The organism is Allocoleopsis franciscana PCC 7113, assembly GCF_000317515.1.
In the GTDB taxonomy this organism is placed as follows: domain Bacteria; phylum Cyanobacteriota; class Cyanobacteriia; order Cyanobacteriales; family Coleofasciculaceae; genus Allocoleopsis; species Allocoleopsis franciscana.
The window spans coordinates 3,113,017-3,125,821 of sequence record NC_019738.1 but is presented as its reverse complement, the minus strand read 5'-3'; the positions used below and the strand labels follow the sequence as shown (position 1 = coordinate 3,125,821).

Here is a 12,805-nt window from a genome sequence, read left to right as displayed (position 1 = left end):
TGTGCTTAGAGAGATTACAAGGAAACAGGTTCGTGACCGGAAACCACGGGTGCGATCGCACTCAGCTTTAACTCTGGATGGTCTTCCATCACTTGGTTCAAATTCCATTCATTCTTAAATAACAGCACCGGACGCCCCCAGTTGTCTTTGACAATCACGGTGTTGAACAAACGCCCCACTTTATCCAAGGCATCCCAGCCGCCAGTGACCCAACGGGCGACACTATAAGGTAATGCCTCCAAACGAGTCTCGACGCCGTACTCATTTTGCATCCGGAACTGCACCACTTCAAATTGCAGTTGTCCCACGGCAGCCAAAATCGGGTCACGCTTGGCTTCATCCACGGAGTACATAATTTGCACCGCCCCTTCTTCCCGCAACTCGGTAACCCCTTTGTGGAATTGCTTGAACTTAGACGGGTTGGGATTTCTCAGATAGGCAAACAGTTCTGGAGAAAAGCAGGGAATCCCTTCGTACTCTAATTTCTTCCCGTTGTAGATGGTATCCCCGATTGCAAACACGCCCGGATTATTGAGACCAATCACATCACCCGGATAAGCCACATCAATGGATTCTCGGTCTTGGGCAAACAGTTTTTGCGGTCTGGATAAGCGCACAATCTTACCCGTGCGGGCATGATTCACGGTCATGTCTTTTTCAAACTTACCCGTGCAAACGCGGACAAATGCCACTCGGTCTCGGTGCTTCGAGTCCATGTTCGCTTGTAATTTGAACACAAAACCGGTAAACTCTGGGTATTCTAGGGGAATTGTGCCTTCTGAGGAGTTGCGGGCATAGGGTTTAAGGGCATAATCCAAAAAGGAATCCAAAAACAGTTGCACGCCAAAGTTGGTCATCGCACTGCCAAAGAACACCGGCGTCATCTGACCTTGATGAACTTGCTCTAAATCCAGTTCGGGGCCAATGCCTTCAATGAGTTCTAATTCTTCTTTGAGTTGGTAGTAAAGGTCTTGCTCTAGCAGCGCTTCGATCCGGGGGTCACCTAAATTGATCACGGTATCTTTCGCCTCCCGCGACCCGTGAGCACTGCGTTCAAACAGGTGAATTTGCTGATGGCAGCGGTCAAAGACACCCTTGAAGCGATCGCCCATGCCAATCGGCCAGTTGACGGCATAAGTCTGCAATCCCAATTCCTGTTCAATCTCATCCAGCAGTTCCAACGGTTCACGCCCTGGACGGTCGAGTTTGTTGACAAAGGTGAAGATGGGCAGTCTCCGCAGTCGGCAGACTTCAAACAGTTTCCGGGTTTGGGGTTCTAAACCTTTAGCGGCGTCAATCAGCATCACGGCATTATCGGCTGCTGCTAAGGTGCGATAGGTATCTTCACTAAAATCTTGGTGACCGGGCGTATCGAGTAAATTGATTTGACATCCCTGATACTCGAATTGCAACACCGTCGAGGTAATCGAAATTCCCCGTTGTTGCTCCATTTCCATCCAGTCAGACGTTGCCTTACGCTGTGATCGACGTGCCTTGACTGCACCGGCTTCGTGAATTGCACCTCCGTAAAGCAACAGCTTTTCGGTCAGCGTTGTTTTACCCGCGTCGGGGTGGGAAATAATTGCAAAGTTGCGCCGACGTTCAACAGCAGCTTGCAGTTCAGTCTGAAGTTCAGTGGACATCAAAAAAGCACAATGAAGGAACTACCAACACATATTATAGAAGTCCGTCGCCAAGCCAGTCCTTAAAACTCTCGGAGGATTCCCTCCCCCAGGCAGGACGGCATTTACCACCTCTTTGAATCAAGGTGCGTGATAAAGTCGTGATGAGAAGTCAGCCAGCTTTGATGGAATTAGGGAGTGAGTGTTATGGAATTTGACCCGGACAAACGCAAGCTTTTATCAGCACTGTGTCATGGTTCAATCTTTTTTAGTTCGGTGGTGGTGTCGGTGGCGATTCCGATCGCAATCTTGTTTGTATCCGAAGATCCAGTTGTTAAGGACAACGCCAAAGAAGCCATTAATTTTCACTTGAATGTGTGGGTTTATGAAGCGATTATTGGCGTATTAGCATTCCTGACCTTGGGATTGTTGGGATTCATCCTGGGGCCGATATTCTTTTTGTTCCATTGGGTTCCACCCATTTTTGCAATCATCCAAGCTTTAGGCAATCCAATTCAGGCTTACCGCTATCCGTTTATCTTTCATGTAATTTGAGGCGGTAAGTAGCAAGCGCCGAAGCCAGATGAACAGATAACAAATAATCTCATAGAACCTCCTAAATCCTGCTGACATCTATGCATAGGGATTTAGGAGGTTTTAATGAAATGGTATGAATCACCCATAAAGATTGTAAAGCTCCTTTTTAAATCCTCAGGTGATGAGCTTTCCTCATTGCGAAGCGGAGCGCCTATTCAGTTTGAACTTACATTACCTTTTACATGGCATCTATCATAAGACATAGATTAATAATCAATCTTATGGCAGATGTCACTTAATTTGATATAGATAGCCAGTCCCATGGGTGATCAGGATTACTCTTGACTGTTTATTCTGGCTGACCCAAAAATATTTAGAAACTATTTTCTACGCAAACACTATAAATAATTAATGAAACTTTCTAAAATGTATTGCTTATCTCTATTAATTGAAATAGCATTTATACAGGTGTAATACGCGTCATACATAAGGTATAGCGCATGGGATGACATCCTTAGGAAAAAAGAAGTAGGCTGGCAGCCACAGTTGTCTTAATTCATTCGTCCTAGGGATTGTATACACCAGGGTTATCTATTTTTTTAACTTCAATTTCATCAGTGATGGATTCTGCTTAGATCTTCTCTAACGTTTCATTCCAACTAGAGAAAAATCTAGGACAAATTTTGATAACTGATCAAACGTTGGATGCCAATCTGACTCTAGCCTCTACTATTCCCTTTTCTGCAAGCTAGCAAAATCCTGTAAGAGAGTTTTGCAGCCATTAGAGAAATAGGGCTAGTTGTTGCTGCCAACAATTAGGCAAATTGAGACACATTTTTCATGGTGAGAGCCGTATTTTTCTCAACAGAAATATGGCAAATCTTTAGGGAGACAGTTTTTATAATGCTAAATGCATCATCGTATCAAGCGGGTCAATTAGTAAATTTTCTAAAAAATTTAAAAGATGAGTATGTTAGTGGAACTGTTTATATTAAAACAATCGTAAATCCTGACCAAAAACCAAGAACTCGTGTTTTTGTGGTGAATAATGGAGAGATTATTTACGGTGGTTTAAAAATTCCCCATAATAATCAAGAATTTGCCCGGATGATTGGGATTAAACTGAATCATAGCTTTGCTGATACGGCGATTAAATATACGATGCAAAAGTTACGAAATCCCTCATCGTTTCAAGAACTTTTAGAACGAATTGTGCGGATACGGGTGTTCAAATGGGAAGAAATTGAAGCCATTGTTCATACTCAAGTTGTGCAAGTATTAGAGCAAGCCTTGCCTCATCCTGGACAGTTAAAGTTAGAAACCACGGTGCCATTTGACCTCAGTTATGGCGAAGATAATCGCGGCTTGGACTGGGCTAAGTTGATGCATGATGTCACGACGCGCCAACAAGAATGGGCTACATTAACTCCTATTATCCCTTCGATGGACGCTGTTCCTAAGCTTATACCCATCAGTTGGCAAGCTATTACAGATAGTAAAGTGCAGCAGCATTTACGGCAGTGGGTGAATGGAGTGCGATCGCTCATTGATATTGCCGAACAATTGGAGGAAGATCCTCTACAATTGGCACGTTCTTATATGGCATGGGCTATATCAGGTTGGGTTAGTTTGAGAAACGAGATACCTGAAACTCAAGTTATTTCTGCAACCCAAAAACAACGCCCAATTGTTTTAAGTGTTGATGACAGTTTGGTGGTGCAAACCATGATTAAACGGGCGTTGGACGATAACTATCAAGTGTTATTGGTTAGTAATGCCGTGGATGCCTTGAAGGTGATTAATACTAATCCCATTGCCTTATTACTGCTGGATGTTACGATGCCTGGAATTGATGGATTAGAATTTTGTCGCACGGTACGCAGCATTCCTAAATTCAAACATTTGCCCATTATTATGCTGACAGCAAGAGATAAGTTTTCCGATAAACTGCGAGGGCAAATGGTCGGTGCAACCCATTATTTGACTAAACCGATTGAACCCAAACAGCTACTTCAAACTGTGGCTAAATGTGTTGACCCAAAAGCTCTGAGTTTGCAGCCTTGAATGCCAAGTCTTGTGAGGCTATCTGCAAACTGTTACAGACTGTCTTTATTGTGATTTGCAACAAGATGTTGCATTATTCATGAATAGCTAAAAGAATTTTGCTCAAGTTATTTTTTCAGCCCTTCCACTCTTCAAAAATACCCTAATGGAAAATAAGCAATACTTAACATTTCGCTGGCATGAGCAGCAATACGCAATTGAAGCCCCGCTGGTTCAAGAGCTCTTCCCTCTGCCGGAAATAACACTTATCCCCAAAGCTCCCATCGAACTGATTGGAATGCTGAATTTACGGGGACAACTTTTGCCGATGATGCATCTTGATTTAATTCAAGGAAATTCATTAAAAGGTTGCAAGTTTAGCGATTATGTTATCACTGTGCAGTGGGAAGGATTGCATTTTGGTCTTGTCGTTCACCAAGTCCTTGAAGTATTAGAACTCAATCCGGAAAATATCACCACTGAAATTCAGGATGAGTTACTGAGTAATATCAATCCCGTATTTATTTCTGGGTTTGCTCAGGTAGAAAACGAGCAGATATTACTGCTCAATATCAAAACTTTGATGAGTGAATCAGATGACCTCTTGGCCTTGATTTGGGATGCACAAACTCAGCTAGATATCATAGCTACATCTCCGACTAATGCTCTCGAAGATTCTGCTCAAATTGTCCCAAATCAGGATAAAAGTCATGAGCAAAAACAAAGCGTAAATAAAGAAGAATTCAATGAATTACTTCAACCCCCAAAAGAAATCCAAGAAATCCAAAATCACAATGCAATCCCTAGCTTTTATGACCTGTACTTCCCCAATGCAACTCCCGAAGAAAGGAATATTTTCCGACAGCGGGCTGATCATCTCAAGTCACCCCTAGAAAACGTACAAGTTATCAACGACATCATACCTCTGGCAGTCATTGGATTTGGCAATGAATACTTTGGACTGGACTTAGAACTAGTGAGAGAATTCATCGATATTACAAATTTAACTCCCATTCCTGGCTGCCCAAGCCATATCGTTGGCAATATGAATTTACGGGGAGAAATTGTTACTTTAGTCGATATTCGGAAGGTATTAAATCTCCCTCTCGCCCCAATCAAGATTGACTCTCAGGCTGTTGTGGTTCAGGTTAACGATATTGTTGCCGGGTTGCCTGTCGATCAAGTTTTAGAAATGGTCTATCTGAACTCAGATGATATGACACTGCCACCCAATATTTCGTGTGATTTGGGTGAATCTTACATCCGGGGAGCGGCTGTATTGGAGGAAAAAAACCTAAAGATTTTGGACATGGTCAAACTTTTTACACAGGGAGAGTTAGTTGTAAATGAAGAAGCTTAACCAAAAATGAAACGGAAAGAATAATTTTACTTTTTCATTTTTTCTGCTGAAGTACCAAGAGCCAGTCTTGGAAAAAACCATCATTGAATTACCTTGGAGAAACAAACATGTTGCAAGCAATCCAAATTCCCCAAAAGCAAGAAATCGTACAAGCGGAACACAAAAAGAAACGCCGCTTGACCGTAAGTCAAATTGTACCGATCGGTTTTGGAATTGTACTCGCCCTAGCGGGTATCTCAACAATTCTGACTCAAATTGCGAAGTCTAACTCGGCAGACACTCAGCAAACCGTAAACCAAGGATATCAAGTAAAAGAGCTACTGAGGCAGGTAGAAAAAGACTTGGTTGATGCTGAAACGGGTCAGCGCGGTTATCTAATTACGGGTGTACTCAACTATCTGGAACCCTATGATTCTGGACGAAAAAATTCGCAAGAGAATATTGCAGAATTGAAAAAGCTCATTATCGACCCTGCCCAGCGGACACGGGTTGAGAAAATAGAACCCCTCATCCAACAAAAATTCACTGAATTGGAAGAAACGATTAATCTGAAAAAAGCGGGCAAAGAAAAAGAAGCGGTTTCCTATGTATTGACCAATAAAGGGAAGCAGGTTCAGGATGAGCTCCGAGCCAAGCTTGTAGAAATGGCTGATGCTCAAGACAAACTTGTAGCAGAAAGACAAAAAGCAACAGATCAACTTCAGCAATTATCATCCATTGTGGGTTGGGGTGGATTAATCCTGGAAATCAGTGCCGGACTTTTCGTTTCGTATTACGTGGCGAATTATGTGGTCAGTTTGATTATTAAACCGATTACCAACGCCGCTCAAGAGGTAGCCTCGTCTTCCGCCGGAATTGCCGATACGGTAGAGAAGCAGGAACGCACCGTTTTGGATCAAACCGCATCCGTGAATGAAACCACGGGTACCATTGAAGAATTGGGCATGTTTACGCTTCAATCCGCCGAACAAGCAGAAAATGCGGCGACCGGTGCCAGACAAGCCTTAATCCTTGCCGAAGGTGGCACTCAAACCGTGGGTCGCACGATTGAAGGGATTTCGGGTTTGAGAGACCAGGTAACGGCGATCGCTAATCAAATTATCCGCCTTTCAGAACAAACCGCGCAAATCTCCACCGTATCCGACCTCGTAGCCGATTTGGCGAACCAAACCAACATGCTAGCGCTCAACGCTGGGGTAGAAGCCGCCCGTGCGGGTGAACAGGGGAAAGGTTTTGCCGTGGTAGCGGGTGAAATTCGCAAACTAGCAGACCAAAGTAAGAAATCTGCTAACCGAATTAACTCCCTGGTAAACGAAGTACAAGCCGCAATTAACTCCACTGTTATGGTGACCGATGAAGGAACCAAGAAAGCCACGGTGGGTATTGAACTGGCGGAAGATACAGGAGACGTGTTCGCCAGTATCGCTGACTCGGTTAACCAAGTGTTCTTGAACACCCAACAAATTGCCCAAAGTGCGAAACAGCAAGCGGTTTCTGTGCAGCAAGTCGTCGCCTCGATGAACGTCATTAACTTAGGCGCGAAAGAAACTGCCGCAGGCATTATCCAAGTCAAAGACGCCACCCACAACCTCAACAAAGCGGCAGAAAATCTGGAGGCTGTGGTTTAAACCCGAAGAATCCAGGAATCAAGGGCGGTAGGGTCATGATGATAGACGACGAAGAACTACGCAATCTTTATAAAGTAGCCAGTGCAGACCATATCCAGAAAATTGAAACTGGATTACTTCATCTGGAAAAGAATCCCCAAGATGGAACTCAACTCGAACAATTACTCCGAGAAATGCACTCTCTCAAAGGGGATTCCCGCATGTTGGGAGTTACCGATGTAGAAACCCTCACCCACCAAATGGAAGACATTCTAGGGGGAGTCAAGCGGAGTGAGCGAGTTCTAACCCCCCCAGTGTTTGAATGTCTTTATCAAGGGCTGGATGCGGTGCGTCAAATTGCCACCGAAGCCGTGACTGGACAAGCGGCAGGCGTGAGTGTTTTCCATGTCTTAGCACTGCTGATGGGGGCTGCCTCGGAAGATGCCTCGGAGGATGCCTTAACCCTGATGGCAGAAACCGTCGGTGAAGTTCAGGGTGAGGCTTCAAGCCAGCCCCATGAGCGACCGGTTGTGTTCAATGATAGCGTTCAAACCCAAGAACCTATCTTACCTGCCGCAGACACTCTGGCACAGGTCAGTGATTACCAAATTGATACCATCCGGGTTGCCGCCCAAAAGCTGGATAAGTTATTGACTCAAGCCAGTGAATTGGCGGTGACGAAAGGTCAAATTAGTGACCGACTCAGTGACATTGACCAACTCATGACCTTGTGGGAAGAGTGGAACCGGGAAGCGTTTGTCAGCCGTCTCACCTATGACGAACTCGAACGACGCTTGCAAACCCCTGAACTGCAACCCCTGCAAAATTTCTACAACCTGGTGGAAGCCCGCTTAGAACAGTTGGGCACTTTGCTCAATCGACTCCGCAATATCACGTTTGAAGATAACGCCAAACTGGAAACCGTTGCCAGTGAACTAGAGTCGGGAATTCACGCCCTACGACTGCTGCCCTTTTCTACAATTTTTAATTTGTTTCCTCGTACCGTGCGAGATTTAGCCAAACAGCAAGGCAAAGACGTGAATCTCGTCCTCGAAGGGGGAGACATCAGCGTAGACAAGCGGATTCTTGAAGAAATGAAAGACCCCTTGTTGCATCTGCTCCGCAATGCGATCGATCATGGCATTGAAACGCCCCAAGAGCGTCAAAGTCTGGGCAAGCCTGCCATTGCCACGATTCGCCTGCGGGGTTATCAGGTGGGCAGCACCGTGAGTATTGAAATCATCGACGATGGGCGCGGTTTGGATGTCCCAGCCATTAAACAAGCGGCGATGAGTCGTGGAATTCGCTCGCCTCAAGAACTGGCAGCCATGTCCACGGCTGAAGTTCAGGCATTAATTTTTGCCCCCGGTTTCTCCACCCGCACGGCTGTCACAGAGATTTCCGGACGGGGTGTGGGTTTGGATGTTGTGCGTGCCAACGTTGAGCGTCTCAAGGGCAGCATCCAGGTTGAATTTACACCGGGCAGAGGGTGTTTGTTTCGGATCATGCTCAACAGCTCTCTGGCGACAACCGATGCTTTAATTGTCCAGGTTAGTGAGCATCCCTATGCCATTCCAGTGGGCTATGTGGAAGCGATGCAACTGGTGTCTCCCCAGGAAATCTTTGCCCATGCCAGCGAGGCGGTAGCGACGTTAGAAGTGTCAGGTTGCCAAACTCTCCCATTCCAAGGAGAGTCTGTGTCTGTGGTTTGGTTAGCCGATTTATTAGGCTTGCCCGTCAAAGCGCCGGCTTCCACCAAAGCGCTACGGGCTGCGACAAAAACCATCCCCTGCATTATTTTACGGATTGGCTCCGAACGATTGGCGGTGCTGGTGGACACCATTTTGGAGCAACAGGACATTGTTTTGAAGCCCCAAAGTCAGTTGCTCAAAAGAATTCGCAATATTTCGGGTGCCACCATACTGGGGACTGGAGACGTGTGCATGGTACTCCATCCGCCCGATTTATTTAAGTCGGCGAAGAAAGCCATTGTATCTGTCACGGTTAAGGAGTTAACCGAACAAGCCCAAGTCAAACAAAAGATTCTCTTGGTGGAAGACTCCATTCCCATTCGTACCCAGATGAAGCGAATTTTGGAAAGTGCGGGTTACGACGTGACAGCCGCTGTAGACGGTGAGGATGGCTTCAAAAAACTGAAGACGGGAATGTTTAAGGCGGTGGTTTCGGATGTGCAAATGCCCCATCTGGATGGGCTGGGACTCACTACTAGAATTCGCCAATTCAGGGAGTACCAAGATTTGCCAGTGATTCTGGTCACAACTCTAGCCTCGGAGGAAGACAAACACCAGGGAAAACAGGCTGGAGCAAACGCCTATATCACAAAAGGCGACTTCGAGCAAGGTATTTTGTTAGATACATTAAGGAGATTGATTTAAATGGCAACCAACAAAGTGGTTCTAATTGAAGATTCCCCTGTAGCGTTGGAAATTCTGCAACGATTACTGAATTCTTCTCCAGATGTGGATGTCGTTGGCGTCGCACGCGATGGGGCGGAGGGGCTGGAGGTGATTACCAAGACGAAGCCGGATGTGATTTGTACAGACTTTATGATGGAAAACATGGATGGTCTGGAATTGACCAAGCGGGTCATGGCTGATGACCCCCGACCCATTTTGGTCATCAGCAATTTTGTGCAAAAAACCGATGTAGATAATGTCTTTCGCTTGCTGCAAGCTGGCGCGGCGGATGTTTTCCCCAAACCAACCACCGATTCTCCGACTGATTACGAGAGACTCAAAAGCTCGCTGGTCGCTAAGATCAAAGTTCTTTCTAGTATGAAAGTGACAGCCCGACGGTCACAACAGCCGCTGAGTGGTTCGGTCAAGCCCATCACCTCTGGGGCATTTTCCGGAACTCAACCGCTGATGAGAAATGTCAGTTCTCGCGTCAAGGTTATCGCCATTGGTGCTTCCACAGGTGGTCTACAATCCATCCAGAAGATTCTGGGTCAATTGCCGTCAAATTTCCCCTTGCCGATTATTTGTACGGTACACGTCAGTACAGGTGTTTTGTCTGGATTGGTTAATTGGCTATCTTCGGAGTGTCCCTTGAAGGTGAAAATTGCCGAAGTCGGCGAGACTCCTGCACCCGGAACCGTTTATTTTGCTCCAGAAAAATGTGATTTAGAAGTCGATTTCCGGGGTAAGTTTATTTATTCCAACTGTCCCGTGGAAAACAAGCATTGTCCCTCAATTAACGTCGCCTTTAAATCCCTTGCCCAGTTTTATGGCAAGGCAATGGCTGGAGTGTTATTAACTGGGCTTGGTCGTGACGGTGCAGAAGGCTTACAGGCGATTGTCCAAGCCGGAGGCATCACCGTTGCCCAAGACGAGAAAGGCGGTGGAGCCTTTGGCATGGTCAAAGAGGCCATCACGATGGAGGCTGTACAACAGGTGCTGACTATTGAAAAAATTGCCCCCTTCTTGCTGAAGACCCTATCCGAATAACCAGCAGACTCGGATTGACCCATTGACTTGATCGCTCTTGTTAATCATCCCTAAACCCTGATTTTGTAGAGGCGTTAACGTTAGTCTAGCGGTAGCGCCGTTTTTTCATTCCATACCGTTTCAAGCTCACATGCACTTAAATTGCATCGACTGAAAACAGGAGCAAATCGCTCAATCCCACTCCTCCAGTTAATCCCCCCACTCAATTTCATGCTCGTAAAATGCCTTGAAGGATTTGGGACAGGAAAGTTGAAATCGGGTGTGTTTGGCCTCCACACCCTCTTGCAATCGATTGTGAATGGTTTCGGATCGCTTATACAGCCGCTTGTATATTGCTAGGTTGGGGCAAACCACCACCAGTTCGGTTAAGCCGTTCTTGTGACTGGTGATTCTCCATTCACAATGGCTAAATAGGGCTTTGAGAGAACTGTCTAGCTGTTCATAGAGGCGTTGTCGTTGCTCTCTGACTGCGGTTAGCTCTCTGGCTAGAGCCAAATCTTCTGGTGAGAGAGGAGACGGTTGATCGGGGTTGTCTTGACTCATGACTTTTCTTACCAGTTGGGCAGGGTGCTAAATCCTCCAAGCCGATCATAGAAAAGATAAGAATCTGCAATTCGGAAGAATCCTTGGCTCAAGTTGGAGAATTGTTACAGAATGCAAACTATAATGAGACCCAGAGAACACTTATCAGCACCTAACTAAGAGTATTACCATCACATGCGAGTTGCGATCGCTGGAGCAGGTCTAGCAGGACTTGCCTGCGCCAAATACCTTACCGATGCGGGTCATACCCCGATTGTTCTAGAACGCCGAGACGTTCTGGGCGGAAAAGTGGCAGCGTGGAAAGACGAAGACGGGGACTGGTACGAAACCGGTTTACACATTTTCTTCGGTGCTTATCCCAATATGCTGCAACTGTTCAAGGAGCTGGATATTGAAGATCGATTGCAGTGGAAAGAACACACGATGATCTTCAACCAACCGGAAACACCCGGTACCTACTCCCGATTCGACTTTCCGGATTTACCTGCACCGATCAATGGCATTGTGGCGATTCTTCGCAACAACGACATGCTGACTTGGCCGGAAAAAATTCGTTTCGGTTTGGGTCTGATTCCCGCCATCATCAACGGGCAGAAGTACGTGGAGGAGATGGATCAGTACTCTTTCTCCGAGTGGCTCAAAAAACAAAACGTGCCGCCACGGGTGGAGAAGGAAGTCTTCATCGCCATGTCCAAGGCGCTGAATTTCATCAACCCCGATGAAATTTCCTCAACCGTCATTCTCACCGCCCTGAATCGCTTCCTTCAAGAAAAGAACGGTTCTAAGATGGCGTTTTTAGATGGTTCTCCCACAGAGCGACTTTGCCAACCGTTGGTTGATTACATCACCGAGCGGGGTGGGGAAGTGCGATTGAATTCTCCGATTAAAGAATTTTTACTGAACTCGGATGGCTCCGTGCGGGGGTTCTTGATTCGCGGTTTGAATGGGGCGGAGGATGAAGTGATCACGGCGGATACCTATGTGTCGGCAATGCCTGTTGATCCCTTGAAGGTCATGCTACCTGAGCCTTGGCGAGGAATGGATTTCTTCAAGCAGCTGGATGGATTAGAGGGCGTTCCTGTGATCAACTTGCATCTGTGGTTTGACCGCAAGCTGACGGATATCGACCATCTGCTATTTTCGCGATCGCCCCTGCTCAGCGTCTATGCCGATATGAGCAACACCTGTAAGGAATATGCCAATCCCAACCGCTCCATGTTGGAACTGGTGTTAGCACCTGCCAAAGATTGGATTAATAAATCTGACGACGAAATTGTAGCAGCGACCATGGCTGAGTTGGAAAAACTCTTTCCCCAGCACTTTGGCAGCGAAGACTCCGCTAAACTGCTAAAATATCACGTCATCAAAACACCGCGATCGGTCTACAAGGCAACACCAGGACGCCAACAGTATCGACCCTCGCAAGTGACGCCGATTGCCAATTTCTATTTAACTGGCGATTACACCATGCAACGTTACCTGGCGAGTATGGAGGGTGCCGTACTTTCTGGTAAGCTGACAGCGCAGGCTATTGCGAGAAGTCAGGAGAAAGGCGTCAGTCGTCAGGAGTCAGAAGTTCAACTCGCTCCTACACCCTAGTCCTTCAACCTTAGCCCTTAGCTCGCC

At 46.3% G+C, this 12,805-nt stretch carries 9 protein-coding genes; 7 read left to right on the top strand and 2 right to left on the bottom strand.

What is annotated here, in order from left to right; all coding sequences use genetic code 11:
* Positions 1 to 14: 14 nt before the first annotated feature.
* On the bottom strand, positions 15 to 1,643 hold the full coding sequence (gene prfC / locus MIC7113_RS13125) for a peptide chain release factor 3 (protein ID WP_015182647.1): 1,629 nt from the start codon (positions 1,641 to 1,643) through the stop codon (positions 15 to 17).
* 186 nt (positions 1,644 to 1,829) lie between these two features.
* On the opposite strand from prfC, the gene MIC7113_RS13120 reads away from it, so the two are divergent.
* From MIC7113_RS13120 to MIC7113_RS13095, 6 genes are all read left to right on the top strand, one after another.
* Positions 1,830 to 2,177 carry a DUF4870 domain-containing protein gene (locus tag MIC7113_RS13120; RefSeq protein ID WP_015182646.1) on the top strand — a complete coding sequence of 116 codons (348 nt, stop codon included), beginning with the start codon at positions 1,830 to 1,832 and terminating at the stop codon, positions 2,175 to 2,177.
* Between the two features lie 885 nt (positions 2,178 to 3,062).
* Positions 3,063 to 4,223: a response regulator gene (locus MIC7113_RS38980; protein ID WP_015182645.1), complete on the top strand. Its 1,161-nt coding sequence runs from the start codon at positions 3,063 to 3,065 to the stop codon at positions 4,221 to 4,223.
* 145 nt (positions 4,224 to 4,368) lie between these two features.
* Positions 4,369 to 5,562, top strand: a complete 1,194-nt coding sequence (locus MIC7113_RS13110) for a chemotaxis protein CheW (protein WP_015182644.1) — start codon at positions 4,369 to 4,371, stop codon at positions 5,560 to 5,562.
* 107 nt (positions 5,563 to 5,669) lie between these two features.
* A complete protein-coding gene (locus MIC7113_RS38095; protein ID WP_015182643.1) occupies positions 5,670 to 7,190 on the top strand; it encodes a methyl-accepting chemotaxis protein in 1,521 nt (506 codons plus the stop codon).
* 35 nt (positions 7,191 to 7,225) lie between these two features.
* Complete coding sequence (locus tag MIC7113_RS13100; protein ID WP_015182642.1) at positions 7,226 to 9,565, top strand: hybrid sensor histidine kinase/response regulator; 2,340 nt, start codon at positions 7,226 to 7,228, stop codon at positions 9,563 to 9,565.
* Positions 9,566 to 10,636, top strand: coding sequence for a chemotaxis protein CheB (locus MIC7113_RS13095; RefSeq protein ID WP_015182641.1), 1,071 nt, complete (start codon positions 9,566 to 9,568; stop codon positions 10,634 to 10,636).
* Between the two features lie 189 nt (positions 10,637 to 10,825).
* Here the strand turns inward: MIC7113_RS13095 and MIC7113_RS13090 are convergent, their stop codons facing one another.
* Positions 10,826 to 11,179 (bottom strand): hypothetical protein, encoded by a 354-nt coding sequence (locus tag MIC7113_RS13090; protein ID WP_015182640.1) that lies wholly within the window; start codon positions 11,177 to 11,179, stop codon positions 10,826 to 10,828.
* A 174-nt stretch (positions 11,180 to 11,353) separates the two neighbouring features.
* Here MIC7113_RS13090 and pds point away from each other — a divergent pair, with 174 nt between their 5' ends.
* Positions 11,354 to 12,778: a 15-cis-phytoene desaturase gene (gene pds / locus MIC7113_RS13085; RefSeq protein WP_015182639.1), complete on the top strand. Its 1,425-nt coding sequence runs from the start codon at positions 11,354 to 11,356 to the stop codon at positions 12,776 to 12,778.
* Positions 12,779 to 12,805: the final 27 nt, after the last annotated feature.